Annotated in this window: 13 protein-coding genes; 11 read left to right on the top strand and 2 right to left on the bottom strand. The window is 57.1% G+C overall.

What is annotated here, in order from left to right; all coding sequences use genetic code 11:
• The first annotated feature begins 42 nt into the window (after nt 1–42).
• On the top strand, nt 43–813 hold the full coding sequence (locus tag A7P97_RS00730) for a YggS family pyridoxal phosphate-dependent enzyme (RefSeq protein WP_067529918.1): 771 nt from the start codon (nt 43–45) through the stop codon (nt 811–813).
• Nucleotides 814–887: 74 nt separating this feature from the next.
• On the opposite strand, the gene recC is transcribed toward A7P97_RS00730, so the two are convergent.
• Complete coding sequence (gene recC / locus A7P97_RS00725; protein WP_067530074.1) at nt 888–4,133, bottom strand: exodeoxyribonuclease V subunit gamma; 3,246 nt, start codon at nt 4,131–4,133, stop codon at nt 888–890.
• 527 nt (nt 4,134–4,660) lie between these two features.
• On the opposite strand from recC, the gene tatA reads away from it, so the two are divergent.
• The 5 genes from tatA to A7P97_RS00700 all read left to right on the top strand — a co-directional run bounded on the left by tatA (nt 4,661) and on the right by A7P97_RS00700 (nt 8,421).
• Complete coding sequence (gene tatA, locus A7P97_RS00720; RefSeq protein WP_067529917.1) at nt 4,661–4,870, top strand: Sec-independent protein translocase subunit TatA; 210 nt, start codon at nt 4,661–4,663, stop codon at nt 4,868–4,870.
• A 54-nt stretch (nt 4,871–4,924) separates the two neighbouring features.
• The gene (locus A7P97_RS00715; protein WP_231865614.1) at nt 4,925–5,350 is read left to right on the top strand and encodes a twin-arginine translocase TatA/TatE family subunit; all 426 of its coding nucleotides are present in this window, start codon (nt 4,925–4,927) and stop codon (nt 5,348–5,350) included.
• The gene (gene tatC, locus A7P97_RS00710; protein WP_067529915.1) at nt 5,347–6,096 is read left to right on the top strand and encodes a twin-arginine translocase subunit TatC; all 750 of its coding nucleotides are present in this window, start codon (nt 5,347–5,349) and stop codon (nt 6,094–6,096) included. The genes A7P97_RS00715 and tatC overlap by 4 nt, the downstream gene beginning before the upstream one ends.
• Before the next feature lie 151 nt (nt 6,097–6,247).
• Nucleotides 6,248–6,595, top strand: coding sequence for a DUF2069 domain-containing protein (locus A7P97_RS00705; RefSeq protein ID WP_369799512.1), 348 nt, complete (start codon nt 6,248–6,250; stop codon nt 6,593–6,595).
• Nucleotides 6,592–8,421, top strand: a complete 1,830-nt coding sequence (locus tag A7P97_RS00700; RefSeq protein WP_067529913.1) for a PglL family O-oligosaccharyltransferase — start codon at nt 6,592–6,594, stop codon at nt 8,419–8,421. Before A7P97_RS00705 ends, A7P97_RS00700 begins: the two co-directional genes overlap by 4 nt.
• Here the strand turns inward: A7P97_RS00700 and A7P97_RS09920 are convergent.
• Nucleotides 8,402–8,890 (bottom strand): hypothetical protein, encoded by a 489-nt coding sequence (locus A7P97_RS09920; RefSeq protein WP_125080513.1) that lies wholly within the window; start codon nt 8,888–8,890, stop codon nt 8,402–8,404. The genes A7P97_RS00700 and A7P97_RS09920 overlap by 20 nt on opposite strands.
• 105 nt (nt 8,891–8,995) lie before the next feature.
• Here A7P97_RS09920 and A7P97_RS10525 point away from each other — a divergent pair, with 105 nt between their 5' ends.
• The 5 genes from A7P97_RS10525 to A7P97_RS00675 all read left to right on the top strand — a co-directional run bounded on the left by A7P97_RS10525 (nt 8,996) and on the right by A7P97_RS00675 (nt 14,317).
• Entirely contained in the window at nt 8,996–9,430 is a 435-nt protein-coding gene (locus tag A7P97_RS10525; RefSeq protein ID WP_067529912.1) for a pilin, read from the top strand.
• Between the two features lie 115 nt (nt 9,431–9,545).
• Complete coding sequence (locus A7P97_RS00690; RefSeq protein WP_082887561.1) at nt 9,546–9,971, top strand: pilin; 426 nt, start codon at nt 9,546–9,548, stop codon at nt 9,969–9,971.
• Nucleotides 9,972–10,019: 48 nt separating this feature from the next.
• A complete protein-coding gene (gene tfpZ / locus A7P97_RS00685; RefSeq protein ID WP_067529910.1) occupies nt 10,020–10,757 on the top strand; it encodes a TfpX/TfpZ family type IV pilin accessory protein in 738 nt (245 codons plus the stop codon).
• Nucleotides 10,758–10,981: 224 nt separating this feature from the next.
• On the top strand, nt 10,982–11,848 hold the full coding sequence (gene tehB, locus A7P97_RS00680; protein ID WP_067529909.1) for a tellurite resistance methyltransferase TehB: 867 nt from the start codon (nt 10,982–10,984) through the stop codon (nt 11,846–11,848).
• A 597-nt stretch (nt 11,849–12,445) separates the two neighbouring features.
• Nucleotides 12,446–14,317, top strand: coding sequence for an ABC transporter ATP-binding protein (locus A7P97_RS00675; protein ID WP_067529908.1), 1,872 nt, complete (start codon nt 12,446–12,448; stop codon nt 14,315–14,317).
• The last annotated feature ends 426 nt before the right edge of the window (nt 14,318–14,743 follow it).

The following is a 14,743-nucleotide window of genomic DNA, read 5'->3' as shown; positions in this document are numbered from 1 at the left end:
TGCCGACTGCACGCTAACTTTATAATTTGGAGAAAAAAAGAGATGCTTACCAAACCCCACTATGCCAAGGCCGAAACCATTGAAGAATTGGCCGCCAATTTTGCCGAGATTGAAAACAGAATCCGTGCCGCCTGCCACCGCGCGGGCAGGCCGGAGCAGTCGGTGCGGCTGCTGCCGGTAACCAAAACGGTGGACGAGCGGCGGCTGCGCATGGCGTACGAACTGGGCTACCGCCATTTCGGCGAAAATAAGGTACAGGAGGCGTGGGGCAAGGCGGAGGCGATGGCGGATTTGCCGATAGAATGGTCGGTAATCGGCCATCTGCAAACCAACAAAATCAAATACGTTGCCCGCTTTGCCGCCGAGTTTCAGGCTTTGGACAGCCTGCGGGTGGCCGAGCAGCTCGACAACCGCCTGCAGCAGGAAGGGCGGGAGTTGGACGTGCTGGTTCAGGTAAACACGTCGGGCGAGGAAAGCAAATACGGCTTGCCGCCGCAGGAAGTGGTGCCGTTTGTGCAGCAGCTGGTGCCGTTCACGTGCCTGAAAATCAAAGGGTTAATGACTCTTGCCCTGCTTTCCAGCGAACGCGGCAAGGTGCGCGACTGCTTCGTGCTGCTGCGCACCTTGCGGGACGAACTGCGCCGCAAGCTGCCGGCGGGAATGAGTATGGACGAATTGTCGATGGGCATGTCGGGCGATTTTGAAATCGCGATTGAGGAAGGGGCGACGGTCGTGCGCGTGGGGCAGGCGATTTTCGGCGCACGCGCCCTGCCGGACAGCCACTACTGGCCGGAAGGGGAAAGGCCGGATTGATTGCCGGCATTTGTATCGGAATCGGTTTATCCGCCCGAACAGGCTACCTGAAACTTCCAATCGAACGGAAATTTTCAGGTAGCCTTTTTGCCTGTGCCTTCTTCTGCGGCCAAGCGCAAATATAGCGGGGCGAGCAGCGCTAAAACGAGGCAGGCGAACAGGGGGCTGTTAATCGGTTCGTCTTCATCGCGGCCGTACACTTGGGCGACTTCTGGATCTTGGTTTTGGCCGGGGTAGTCGCGGCTGTCGCGGTATTTGCCGCGGGCGGCGGCGAGGGCTTTTTCAGGTAGCCTTGGGGCGGCGAGGTCTTCGGCGGTGCAGGCTTTGGCGGCGGCCAAGCTGGTGCGGGGGAAGAAGGGCAGCGGCTGTTGTTGGCCGAGCAGGTAGTAGCTGAGCCAGCGGGCAAGCTGCTCGGCAGCTTCCGCTTGCGGCAGCGGCGGCAGGGTTTGCGGGTTGCCGGGGGAGACAAGGTGGGTGGCTTGCGCTTGGGGGTGAACGGCGCAATACACCAGGTGTTGCAGCCACAGGCCGATTTCGGCGGGGGCTTTGAGTTCGGCGGCGAGGTAGAAGATTTGGCCGTGTTGGTGCAGGTGGGTGAGGCTGCCGATAAGGGTGTAGCCGCCGTGCTCGAAACGGAAGGGGAAGTCGGGCTCGCGCGGGCTGGCGAGCAGTTCGGAATCGAGCTGCTTGGCGGCGGTGCGCTCGGGCTCTTGCAGGATTTCGCCGAGCAGGCTGGCGGGCAGGAGGCTGTCGGCCTGCAGTTTGGCTTCGGTTTGGGCAAAGTCTTCGCAGTGGCGGCGGGCGTCGAGGTAGCGCTGTTTCACTTCGTCGGAGTGCTCGATGGCGTAGGGTTCGGCGGAATCGGCGGGGCGGTCGGCATAGGGGCGTTGCCATTGCAGGGCGCGGCGCAGCCAATGGCGCACGGGGTTGCTCCAGAAGTTTAGGAAACTGTCGAGCGATACGGCGGGCTCGGCTGCGGCTTCGGGCAGGGTATCGCTGATAAAGGGTACAGCTTCGGCGGCGGGCTGGTTGAGGGCTTGGGCGTAGTCTTGGCGGAGGCCGGCTAGGCTACCTGAAAGCCCGTTTTTGCTGAGGCCGACTGAATTTTCCCCATCTACTTGCGGGGCAAAGTAGCGGGTGGAAAAGGCTTGCAGGGGATGTTGGCGCACATGGGCGGCGGCGAAATCGGTGCTGCTCTGGCCGGCCATTTGTGCCAGCGTGTCGATGAGTTCGCTCAGTAGCGGCGAGGGGGCTTGGGCTTCGTCTTTGAGGTGGTCGCGGCCGATGTAGGACAGATAGAGGTGGCTGCGCGCGCTGAGCAGGGATTCGAGGAACAGGTAGCGGTCGTCGTCGCGGCGGGAGCGGTCGCCGGATTGGGGGTGGCGGGCGATGAGGTCGAAGGCGGGGGCGGGGGTTTGGCGCGGGTATTTGCCGTCGTTCAGGCCGAGCAGGCACACAGTGTCGAACGGCAGGCTGCGCATGGGCACCATGCTGCAGAAGGTGATGCCGCCGCGCAAAAAGGCGGCTTCGCTGCTTTGGCCGAAGAAGCGGCACAGGTGCTGGCAGGCGGTGTCGGGCGGCAGGGCCGCAGCATAACCTGCCAGCGCGGCTTCTTCCTGCCATGCGGCCAAGGCCTGGCTGATTTGCTGCCAGGCGGCTTGGTCGGCTTCGGCGGGGGTATCGCCCGCGGCATCGGTCAAGAGGGCGCGGAAACGTTCGATCCAGCCTTCGATGGATGTGGGGCTTTGCCAGCGGCGGTGGTGCTCGCGCAGTTTGCCCAGCAATACGAACCAAGCGGCTTGAGCAGGCTGGCGGGCAAAATCGGCCGGCCAGGGGTGTACGCCCTGCCACAGCGTATCTTCGCCTTCAGGTAGCAGCCAGCCCAGCACGCTGCGTTCGGCGGCCTGCTGCCAAGTGAAGGCTTTGCCGCTGCCGCCGTGCTCAGCGCGCATTTCGGCATCCGCGCCCCAATGTACGTTGAGTTCGGCCACGCTGCGGCGCAGGAATTCGGCATCGGTTTCATCAATCTGCCAATGGCGGCGCACCGCTTGGGCATCGAGTAGGGGCAGCAGGCGTTCGGTTTCAAAGCGGCTTTGCATCAGGGCGATGAGCTGCTCGGCCAGCAGCATCAAGGGCTGGCTGCGGCTGAGGCGCACGTCGGCCACGGAATACGGTAGGGCGCGGCTGCCGGGCGCGGCTTCGCCGAATACGGCGTGGATGAAGGGCAGGTAGTCTTCCACGGCGGGGGTGAGCACGGCGATGTGGTGCGGCTGCAGCTCGGGCTTGTCCGCCAAACGGCGCAACAGGTGTTCTTTGAGGATTTGCAGCTCGCGCAGGGGGCTGTGGGCGGCTTGGATCACGATGCTGCCGTCCATCTGCGCGCTGCCTTTTTCAGGTAGCCTCAACAGCTGGATATCGGCCTGCAGGCGTTGCAGCAGGCTGGGCGATTCGGGCGGCGCAGGGAAGAGTTCCACCTGCTCCATAGGCCGGGTGCTCACGGCCAGGCGGTCGAAAAAGTCGCGCCCCCGCTTGCCCAATGAGGAGAGCAGCGGGTGGCCGGCTTCTTCGGCTGCGGGTTCGGCCTGCGCGGCCAGCCGTTTCGGGCTTTGGATGTCGCCCCAGTATTGCTGGCTGGGGTTGACCGCAAACAGGTGCACATCGGTATGTTCGGCCAGGGCCTGCAACAAATCCAGATACACCGGTGCCAGCGTGGAAATGCCGAACGCCAAGTAACGCTGCGGCAGGCGCGCCGGATTCAGCGCGGCCAGCAACCGTTCGTGCTGCGCGGCGCGGTGGGCGGCAGGGGTGTCGGTGGCGAGCGTGCGCCACAACGCGGCCTGCCAGGCTTCGTCTGCGCCCAAATTGTTGAGCTTGCCCTGCTCCCATTGCGCGAGCCAATGCGGGCGGTACACCAAATATTGGTCGAACACGTCCGCCAGCCGCCCCGCCAAATGATAAGCCGCCGCCGTGCTGCTTTTCAGGCAGCCTTGTAATACTGCGGGCAGGGCCGAGTCGGCACTTTCCAGCAGCGGCAGCAGCCGCCAGCGCAACACTTCCGGCGCAAACGGGTTCAGCCGCGGCGCATCCGGCAGGAAGCGGCGCGTGAGCTGCCAGCTCAGTGCCGCCGGCAGGCTGAAATTCAAATTGGCCGCAATGCCGCTGCGCTCGGCCAAATAGTGGTTGAGATAACGGCGCATCCCCTGGCTCTGCACCACGATTTCCTCCGGCGCAAACACCGCTTCCGGCGGCGCGGCCTGCATCAGCGCAACGGCGGTTTCGGCAAGGAATTCGAGGCGGTTGGAAGAATAAAGGTGGAGCATGGCGCGGGCGGGAATAAGCAATAAGAAAGAATCGGCATTATATAGCGAACGGCCGGGTTTGGCGGTGCGGCGGAAGGCTACCTGAAATGGCAACGGCGGGCTTGGCGGGAAGACATGTCGGCGTGGCCAAGTTAGCTTTTGGGTTACCACCCGTTTCAGGTAGCCTCATCTAGGTTGGCAGGATAAAACTGTTCCGACGAGATGACTTGCAGCCCGCCATCTTACAGACTACCTGAAACCCCATAGGAATAAGCTTGATACCTGCCCGCCGCCCTAACAAGGGCTACCTGAAATTGGCACGGCATGGCTTGCCCAACACTTGCAGCTTGCTTACTGCTGCGCTGCAATACCATCCGCCCGCCGCGCCGTTCTTTCGGTTTGCCGCGCCCACTGTTACAATTGCGACTGTTTGCAGGTTGGCGGCGAGGCTGTTTAATTCGGCCGGAACGGGTGTTTTAGCAAAACCTGCTGTACTTAATTTCAGGTAGCCCAGGGTCTGCCATTGAACAGATTGAAAGGAAAGAATGATGGGTATTTCAAGCGGCTGGCATTGGCTGGTGATTTTGATTGTGGTGGTGCTGATTTTCGGCACGAAGAAGCTGCGCGATGTAGGCAAAGACCTCGGCGGGGCAATTCACGATTTTAAAAAGGGCTTAAACGAAGGCAGCGGGGGCGAAAACGAAACGGCTGCGCCCAAGCAGGTTATTGAGCATAAAGAAGAGAAGCCGGGCGAATAGGCGATGTTTGATTTCGCGTTCAGCGAGATGCTGCTGGCGGCGCTGGCGGCGCTGGTGGTGCTGGGGCCGGAGCGGTTGCCGCAGGCGGCGCGTTCGATGGGCCGGGCGGTGGGCAAGCTCCAACGCTTGGCCGGCAGCCTGAAGGCGGAGCTGGCGCAGCATGCGGATATGGCGGATTTGCGCCGGATGCAGGAAACGCTGGCGGATACGGCTAACGAGTTGCGCCAGGAAATGCAGCATCTGCGTTCTTCGGCCGCGCCGGATGTGCCGGCCTGGGAGCATTTGCCGCCGCCGCGCACGCCGGCAGATTTCGGCCTGGATGAAGACGGCCTGCCCACCTTGCGGGATACGCCGGCTACCTTGGGCTTCCACACGCCTTCGCTGGGGCAGCGTTCGCGCGCGTGCCGGCGCAAACTGCAGCCGCGCGTGCGGGTGCGGCCGCGTTTGCGGGTGCGCAAACAGACGGGAGGTGGCAGATGAACGCGCAGCCTTTGGTGGAACATTTGAAGGAATTGCGCCGCCGCCTGATGTGGGTGGCGGCGGTGTTGCTGCTGTGCCTGTTTGCGGCGGTGCCGTTTGCCAACCGGCTGTATGCACTGGTGGCCAAACCCCTGATGGCGAGCCTGCCGCCGGGGGCGCATATGCAGGCGATTGATGTGATTGCGCCGGTGTTTGTGCCGCTGAAGGTGGCGCTGATGGCGGCGTTTTTGGTGTCGCTGCCGCATACGCTCTACCAGCTTTGGGCGTTTGTGGCACCGGCGCTCTACCGGCATGAGAAACGGCTGGTGCTGCCGCTGCTACTCTCGAGCGTGGGGCTGTTTTTTGCGGGGATGGCGTTTTGCTATTTTTTGGTGTTCCCGCTGGTGTTTAAAGTGTTTGCCTCGGCCACGCCGGAAGGGGTGAGCATGATGACGGACATCGACCGCTACCTTTCCTTCGTATTGGGGATGTTTGTGGCTTTCGGTATGGCGTTTGAGCTGCCGGTGTTGGTGGTGTTGCTGTATCGGATGGGGGCGGTATCGCTCGCGGCGCTGAAAACGGCGCGGCCTTATGTGGTGGTGGCGGCATTTGTGGTGGCGGGGATTGTGACACCGCCGGATGTGATTTCGCAGTTTCTGCTGGCGGTGCCGCTGATTGCGCTGTATGAGGCTAGCTTGCTGATGTGCCGGCTGTTTAAGCCGAATGCGGAGGTGGAGGAAACTGTGGAAGCAGATGAGGCTGCCTGAAAACATCGGCTTTAGCGAAGCTAAGCTTCATTTGCATTTTCAGGTAGCCTTTCCATTGCAGCAGGCGGGTGTAAAACCTGCCTTTACTGGTTTCAGGCAGCTTCTTTATTGATTCAATCCAATTCTTTTTTAATTCGAACAAGCAATGCCGATTTCGCCATCTTTTGCCTACCGCGCGGCTGTGTGCAGCCTGTTTGCGCTGATTTTCCTTTCCTTGGCTTGGGAGCTGTGGCTGGCGCCGCTGCGCCCGGGCGGCTCTTGGCTGGCTTTGAAGGCGCTGCCTTTGTGCCTGCTGCTGCCGGGGGTGTTGCGGCGCAACAGGCAAACTTTCCTGCTGGGTGGGATGTTGGTGCTGTTTTATGCGGCGGAGGCGGTGGTGCGGTTGTTTGACGCGCAGCCGGCGAGCCGGGTTTGTGTGGCGGCGGCTTTGGCCTCGGCTGTGTTGTTTTTTGTATCGGCGCTGAGTTTTCTGCGCCCAGGCAAACGGGAGCGGGCATGATGTGGGAACGGTTAAAAGAAAGCTGGGTGGTGTGGCTGGGCATGGCGCTGATGGCGGTGGTGCCGTTTTTGTCGTCTTGGCGCACGGGGCCGCAGGGGGGCTGGTTTATTGAGAGCGGCTCGCTGCTGTTTGCCGCTTTGTTTGCATTGCTCACGCTGTGGCGCAATCCGGCGCGCGCGCGGCTGCCGGGGGCGATGGTGTTTTTTGTGCTGCTGGCGGGGTTTTGGCTGGTGCAGGCGCGGATTTTGCGGCTGCCGTATCCGGAAATGTCGGATTTGACGGCGGCGGTGTTTTGCGTGATGGCGCTGCTGGCCTGGGCTTGCCGGCTTCAGGTAGCCCGGCTGGGGCAAGACAGGGTGGTGGAAATTTTTGCCTGGGCGCTGCTTTGCGGGGCGGTGTTGCAGGGCTTGGTGTGCGTGTTTCAGTTTATCGGCCACACGTCTTGGCTGCCGGGGATGATGCGTGCGCCGCAGAAGTATTTTGTGTTCGGCCAGGTGGGGCAGCGTAACCATTTGGGGCACTACATGATGTGGGGCGTGCTCGCGCTGGCCTACCTGTGGAGCAGGCGGCGGCTGCCGGGGCTGATTGCGTTGGCGCTTGCGGTGTTTTTGCTGCAGGTGATCGGGGTGATTACTTCGCGCACGATTATGGTGTATGTGGGGGCGTTGCTGCTGCTGGTGCCGCTGTTGTATATGCTGGGCGGCCGCCCGCTGCGCCGCTGGTGCGCGCTGACGGGGCTGTTGGTGCTGGGCGTGCTGGCGGCGCAGTTGATTATGCCTTGGCTGGTGGATACGTGGCTGGCTCCTGATGTGCAGTCTTCGGGCGTGGTGCGTTTGGTGTTGGGCGATGCGGCCAGCCCGGGGCGTGCTTCGGAATGGGCGAAGGCGTGGACGGTGTTTACCGAGCATCCGTGGCTGGGCGTGGGCTGGCAGGGCTATGCGCACGAGAGTTTCGCGCTGGCCATGCGCGGTTCGGAGTTTCGCAATTATGACGTGGGGGTGTTGTTCACCCACAGTCACAACAGTATGCTGGAAATCTTGGCCGAGATGGGCGTGGCGGGTGCCATCTTGGTGTTCGGCGGCTGGCTGGCGGTGGCCAAGGGCTACCTGAAAAAGGGATTGGGCGCGTCTTCGGCGCTGATGCTGGCCTTGATGGCCGTGTCGCTGTGCCACAGCCTGCTGGAGTACCCGCTGTGGTATGTGTATTTCCTCACGCCGTTTGCCGTGATGATGAGCCTCACGCCGGCTAAAGCGCCCGGCTGGTATATCGTGCAGGCCGGCAAATGGCCGCAACGTTTCGGCATGGCCTTTGCCGCGCTGGCCGCCGCCATCATTGTGCAATACGGCTTTGCCTACCACCGCCTGGTGTTCGCCTATGCCAACCCCACCGAAAACTATCCGCAATACAAACAAGTGGATACCCTGCGCGAGCTGGAAGGCAAACACTATTTCCTCAAATACTATGCACAGATGGGCTTAATCCGCAAAGTGGATTGGCTGCGCCCGTTGCCTGAGTGGGGGCGCGATGCCGCCCTGCGTGCCAGCCTGTTCCGCCCCTATGCCAACACCGCCGTGCGCGCCTTCTATTTGGAGCAAGACGGCCGCCAGCGCGAAGCCGCCGATTGGCTCGTGAACATGGGCCGCTACTACCCCAAACAAATGCCCGGCCTGCTCGGCACCGCCGCCGCCTTCCGCGCTGCGCCCGAAATGGTGCAGCCCCTGCGCGAGCAGTGCCAACGCTATGTGCAAACCATGCCCCAAGCTGCCGGCAACCTCACCTGCGGCAATGCCTCTGCCGCTGCCGCCCCTAGCGGCAGCGGGGTGTGATGCAGGGAGGGATGCTACCTGAAAATGAGCGAGACGGGTTGCGCCAAAACGATGTTTCAGCAAGGCCGAAGCTGAGTTTCTGTGAAGCTAATCCCCCTTCTGCCAAACGGCGGCATAACAATGCCGCCTTACCTTCATTTATACCGTAGGGCGGTGCGGTCACGCCGTCGAATACGGATGAATATAGTAAAAATGCCAAAAACCGCTGTTCAACATAGCAGCCAACATAAATTGGCAGCCCATGAAACCCATAAAACGGCAATCTGTGCGAAATAGCGGGCCAAAAACTGACGATAAATGTCAGTTTTGCAGATTCGCCAGTTGCGCAGAACAACCGAATAGGCCGGCCGCTTAAATTTAAAATAAATAAAAAATAATTTAAGAACATATTCTTATGAAATAAATGAAACTGTTTTTTTATTTTTTGGCACAGCCGTTGCTTTATGTTTCTCGTGGTGACGGCAAACAAGCCTAGCCGAAAACGAAGTTTTTTAGTTGTCTCCTTCTTTTGGTTGAAGTTCCCGGGTCGAAAGATTCGGTTTTATTAAGTTCCATTTTTTAAAAGGAAAATGTCATGTTGAAAAAAGTACAAAAAGGTTTCACCCTGATCGAGTTGATGATTGTAATCGCCATTATCGGTATCTTGGCTGCTATCGCCCTGCCGGCTTACCAGGACTACGTTGCCCGTTCCCAGGTTACTGAAGGTTTTAAAGCTACTGCCGGTGTTCAGTCTGATATCGCTTCTATTTACGCTGACACCAACACTCTGCCGAATGGTACTGACGAGCCCCTGAAATCTTCTTTGGAAGAGTTGACTGGTAAATACTTCGGTAAAGGCACTGTGACTGTAGCTGCTGGTGTGATTACTGTTCCGTTTAATGCTGGTGCCAACAGCGGCAAGAGCTTGGTACTGACTCCGACTGCCAATGCTAACAACGGCCAAATTACTAAATGGACCTGCAGCAGTACTGATATCAAACTTTCTCGTCTGCCTTCTTCTTGCCAGTAATAGAGAAGCATAGCTAAAAAGGCCCTGCTAAGCGCAGGGCTTTTTTAACAAGCCTTCGTATGCAAGGAATACCAAGAGCAGTTTAGATTTGGAGAACAGCATAATGAACCAAGAAATGAATAATCGTGGTTTTACGCTTATTGAGTTGATGATTGTAATCGCCATTATTGGTATCTTAGCCGCTATTGCGCTGCCTGCGTACCAAGATTACATTGGTCGGTCGCAGGCAATGGAAGCTGTTAAATCGGTGGAAGGGATTAAAATTGATGTTGGCACATATTATTGGCAGGAGGGCGTGTTTCCTCGTGCGGGTAATATCATCATGGACAGTGCCCAGCAAATGAAAGGAAAGTATTTTTCTGCTGGTGGGGTAGTCGTGCAGCCTAATACAGGGATCATTACCACTACCTTTGACAAAGGAGCGAATTCCGGGAAGACTGTAACAATGGTGCCGACCCCAAATCCTAACAACCATCAAATTATCACTTGGCACTGTGGTGGTACTGTGAGTAAGGCGCGCCTGCCAAGTTCTTGCCAATAAGCATGCTTAGTTTGAGTCACGAGTAGATAGAGGATTGGTTGAAAAGCAATGAAATTCAGAGCTAAAGTAGCAGGTATTCATTTGATGGTTTCCGGAGTAGTAGCTCTGTGTGGCCTTTATTTGGTATTTGGCATTTGGCACCCCAATCCTATGCAAACAGCAGTAGGGGTAACACAAATCTTTCTGATGTTGTTAGCAATTGATGTGATCGTCGGGCCATTGCTTAGTTTGATTGTGGCTAGCAGCAAAGAGAAAAAAACGTTGAAGTTTGATTTGAGTGTGATTGCTGTGGTGCAGCTGGCAGCTTATTTATATGGTATGCACAGTATCGCTGTCAGTCGGCCGGTGTATTTGGCTTTTGATACATTACGGTTTGAGGTGGTGCAGGCAGATTCGGTAGTGCGTGTTGCAGATAAAACGATTTTATCGGAATATCAATCCAATCCTTTATTTTATCCGAAATGGGTATCCGTGCGGCCGTATCAGGATGCGGCTGAGCAAAGTCGGCGCACTTTCCTAGAGTTGCAGGAAGGGATTTCCCCCTCTATGCAGGCAGATCTCTACCAGCCAATCAATGAAGGCTGGGGCGGAATGCTGGAGCGTAAACATGGGCTGGAAGAGTTGAAGCGGTATAACTCGGCAGAGCAGGTGGCTAAAGAGTTGGCTGCTTATCCGCAGGCAGATAGTTTTCTGCCAATGAAAGCCCCGGCTGTTGATATGGCTGTGCTGCTGGATAGCAAGCATAAACAAGTGCTAGGCATTGTGGATTTGAGGCCTTGGAAATAATTGTTGAATGAAAAGATTTAGGCTGTTTGGAGTAGACCAAACAGCCTGTTTTTTATTGATACAAAAGGTTTTATTTCATACGAAGCAAGGTAGTGTCACCAGAAATGTTTGGCATATAATATGGTCCAGCCTTTCAGGTTAGCTCTTTGCGAGGAAAAGGGCAAAGGCTTGTATCGAATAGTTATAATATATGGCTGCTTATTTTTCGGCTCAGGAGGGAAATAATGAATCCAGAACTCATCTGCTACAAAACCTTGCCGGTATGGGATAAAGCCACGATTCCGGCAGCAGTTTTGTCACAACACAACACACAAGCCGGCACATACGGCAAGCTGCGCGTATTACGCGGGCGGCTGAAGTTTTATGAATTGCAGGAAGATGGCGCGGTGCTCGCAGAACATGTGTTGCAGCCGGAAAGCGGGGTGTGGACTATTTACCCGCAGGCTTGGCACAAAGTGGAGCCTTTGGATGATGATTTTGCCATGCAGCTGGAATTTCATTGTGAAAAAGCTGATTATTTCCATAAAAAATACGGCATGACCGCCACACATTCCGCTATCCGCGAAGCGGTGCAATCCGTGCCGCCGTGCAAGACGCTGGATTTAGGCTGCGGGCAGGGGCGTAATGCACTGTTTTTAAGCTTGGCCGGATATGATGTGCACGCTGTAGACCATAGCCCGGCAGCAGTGGACTCGGTGCTGGATATGGCTGCACGCGAACAGCTGCCGCTGCGGGCGGATGCTTACGATATTAACGTTGCTGCCTTGGGCGAAGATTATGATTTTATCTTCTCCACCGTAGTGTTTATGTTCCTCCAGGTCGGCCGTGTGTCGGATATTATTGCCGATATGCAGGCGCACACTCGTGCCGGCGGTTATAACTTGATTGTGTCGGCGATGGATACGGCAGACCATCCCTGCCATATGCCGTTTTCGTTCACATTTAAAGAGGACGAATTGCGGCAGTATTACGCCGGCTGGGAATTGCTGAAGTACGAAGAAGCCGTGGGCTCGCTGCACGCCACCGATGCACAAGGGCGGCCGATTCAGTTGAAGTTTGTTACGATGTTGGCGAAAAAGCCCGGTAAATAATTTTGTATTCTGCATTAAGAGGAAGGCTACCTGAGAGTTTCAGGTAGCCTTTTGTATTCATATGGCCAAGGCAATTATTTCATGCAAGACATATGGTAAGACGATCTAATGCAACAGGAGGTGAAGAGCTTTGGCAGCCGGTGAAGGCTACCTGAAATTTTATAGTGAATTAAAATTAAGAATACTACAGCGTTGGCTCGCCTAACCGTACTACCTGCACTGTCTGCGGCTCGCCGCCTTGCATCATTCTCATTTTAATCCACTATAGTTTCACTGGAACTTACGAAGCTCGTTTTAACTTTGATGAAACCTCGCTTTCAGGTAGCCTGAATGGTTTGTTATTGCAGGTATCCCTTATCTGGAATGCTGCATATTATATTGCTGATCCGCCGCTCCACATCTATCGGCCTCCTAACTCCGTTCTGTGCCCAGCCTTCTGTTTCTGCTATGATAACAATCTCTTGGGCCATACTTGCGTACCAAGCGGGCGGCCATATTTTTCAGGTAGCCGCAACCATACAGGCTACTTGAAAACATCAGCCCTCCCGGTTAAAACTAAAACCTGAATTCCCACTTTAAATATTAAAGCACCGCACCATGTTCAACCGCTTATTCTCCTGGTTTGAAAACCGCGTCGACCCCTATCCCGCCGGCGAGCCGAAAACCCCGCGCAACGGCCTGCTTGGCTTTATTTGGAGCAATCTCGAAGGCGTGCGCGGCTGGCTCGTGCTGCTGGCGCTGCTCTCCGGCGGCATCGGCATCGGCGAAGCCTTGCTGTTTCAATTTATCGGCAAAATCGTTGATTGGCTCGGCCGCTATACGCCTGAGACGCTGTTTGCCGAAAAAGGCTTGGCGCTCGTTGGCATGGGCGTGCTGATGGTGGTGCTGGTGATTTGGACGTTTTTTACTTCCGCCATCCGCCTGCAGGTATTGCAGGGCGTGTTCCCCATGCGCCTGCGTTGGAATTTCCACCGCCTGATGCTCGGCCAATCGCTCAGCTTTTATCAAGACGAATTTGCCGGGCGCGTGTCGGCCAAAGTGATGCAAACCGCGCTGGCCGTGCGCGATACGGTGATGACCATCGCCGATATGGTGATGTATGTGCTGGTGTATTTCATCACTTCCGGCGTGATTTTGGTGGCGCTGGATAGCTGGCTGCTGCTGCCTTTCGTGGGCTGGCTCATCGGCTTCAGCCTGGTGATGCGCTTTCTGATTCCCAGGCTCGGCCAAACCGCCGCCCGCCAGGCCGATGCCCGCTCGCTGATGACCGGCCGCGTTACCGATGCCTACGCCAACATCGCCACCGTGAAACTCTTCTCCCACGGCGCGCGCGAAGCCGATTATGCCCGCCGCTCGATGGAAGAATTTATGGTAACCGTGCACGCCCAAATGCGGCTGGCCACGCTGCTTTACAGCGCCAGCGCCGCAGTAAACACCACGCTCACCCTTTCCACCGCCGTGCTCGGCATCTGGCTGTGGCACAACGGCCAGGTGGGCGTGGGCGCCGTGGCCACCGCCACCGCCATGGCACTGCGCGTGAACGGGCTCTCGCAATACATCATGTGGGAATCTGCCCGACTGTTTGAAAATATCGGCACCGTGGCCGACGGCATGGGCACGCTTTCCAAGCCGCAAACCATCCTCGACAAGCCCGATGCCAAGCCGCTGTTGGTGAACAAAGGCGAAATCTGCTTCAACCACATCGATTTCTCCTACGAGCCCGGCAAGCCCCTGCTCAATGGTTTCAGCCTGCACATCCGCCCCGGCGAAAAAGTCGGCCTTATCGGCCGCAGCGGTGCGGGCAAATCCACCATTGTGAACCTGCTGTTGCGCTTCTACGAGCCGCAAAGCGGCCAAATCTGCATCGACGGGCAAAACATTGAAAACGTTACCCAAGAAAGCCTGCGCGCGCAAATCGGCCTGGTCACGCAAGACACCAGCCTGCTGCACCGCTCGGTGCGCGACAATATCGTCTACGGCCGCCCCGACGCCACCGAGGAAGACATGCTGCAAGCCGCCCGGCATGCCGAAGCCGCAGAATTCATCCCCCAGCTTTCCGACGCCAAGGGCCGTAAAGGCTACGATGCCCACGTGGGCGAGCGCGGCGTGAAGCTCTCCGGCGGCCAGCGCCAGCGCATCGCCATCGCCCGCGTGATGCTCAAAGACGCACCGATCCTGCTTTTGGACGAAGCCACCAGCGCGCTCGATTCCGAAGTGGAGGCCGCCATCCAGGAAAGCCTCGACACCATGATGGAAGGCAAAACCGTTATCGCCATCGCCCACCGCCTCTCCACCATCGCCGCCATGGACCGCCTCATCGTGCTCGACAAAGGCCGTATCGTGGAAGAAGGCAACCACACCGAGCTCTTAGCCAAAGGCGGCCTCTACGCCAGCCTGTGGGCACATCAAAGCGGAGGCTTTCTCAACGTAAAAGAGCCGGAGGCTGGGCAGATGCTTGAGAAGGAGTAAAGCCTGCTGGCTGTCGAAAAACATGAAGGAAGGCTACCTGAAAATTTTCAGGTAGCCTTTTGCCGTATTTTGCTTTAATTCGCGTTCATATTGATGTTGTCTTTAAATTGTGCGTTTGATACTTGCACCATCAGTGGATCGGCTGAGCCGATGGCTTTGAGATCGTGATGTGCTCTTTACGCCGTGTTGAAAATGAAAGTTATCCTTTTAATTATTAAGGACAATTTACATTATGGCGGGCTGCCTGAAAAGCGAATTCGCCCTTTATCATTCACGCTAATCTAATCGTTTCAAACATGCATGAGGGTAAGGCGGCAATCTATGCTGCCAGGAGAGCCGACGCGCATCCTATTTGGAACGACTATATAGCTGAAGCACTTATTTTCATACAAGGCAAACTAACACTGTATGAGGAGATAAGTGTTT

The organism is Eikenella sp. NML070372 (assembly GCF_001648415.1).
GTDB classification, from domain to species: Bacteria; Pseudomonadota; Gammaproteobacteria; order Burkholderiales; family Neisseriaceae; genus Eikenella; species Eikenella exigua.
The sequence above is the reverse complement of the archived record's forward strand: the minus strand, read 5'-3'. Positions and strand labels throughout refer to the sequence as shown.

What these genes read in the sequence shown, in the direction of transcription:
- A7P97_RS00730 (WP_067529918.1), top strand. Translation starts at nt 43, where the DNA reads ATGCTTACCAAACCCCACTATGCCAAGGCCGAAACCATTGAAGAATTG.
- tatA (WP_067529917.1), top strand. Translation starts at nt 4,661, where the DNA reads ATGGGTATTTCAAGCGGCTGGCATTGGCTGGTGATTTTGATTGTGGTG.
- A7P97_RS00690 (WP_082887561.1), top strand. Translation starts at nt 9,546, where the DNA reads ATGAATAATCGTGGTTTTACGCTTATTGAGTTGATGATTGTAATCGCC.
- A7P97_RS00700 (WP_067529913.1), top strand. Translation starts at nt 6,592, where the DNA reads ATGATGTGGGAACGGTTAAAAGAAAGCTGGGTGGTGTGGCTGGGCATG.
- tatC (WP_067529915.1), top strand. Translation starts at nt 5,347, where the DNA reads ATGAACGCGCAGCCTTTGGTGGAACATTTGAAGGAATTGCGCCGCCGC.
- tehB (WP_067529909.1), top strand. Translation starts at nt 10,982, where the DNA reads ATGAATCCAGAACTCATCTGCTACAAAACCTTGCCGGTATGGGATAAA.
- A7P97_RS00675 (WP_067529908.1), top strand. Translation starts at nt 12,446, where the DNA reads ATGTTCAACCGCTTATTCTCCTGGTTTGAAAACCGCGTCGACCCCTAT.
- tfpZ (WP_067529910.1), top strand. Translation starts at nt 10,020, where the DNA reads ATGAAATTCAGAGCTAAAGTAGCAGGTATTCATTTGATGGTTTCCGGA.
- recC (WP_067530074.1), bottom strand. Translation starts at nt 4,133, where the DNA reads ATGCTCCACCTTTATTCTTCCAACCGCCTCGAATTCCTTGCCGAAACC.
- A7P97_RS10525 (WP_067529912.1), top strand. Translation starts at nt 8,996, where the DNA reads ATGTTGAAAAAAGTACAAAAAGGTTTCACCCTGATCGAGTTGATGATT.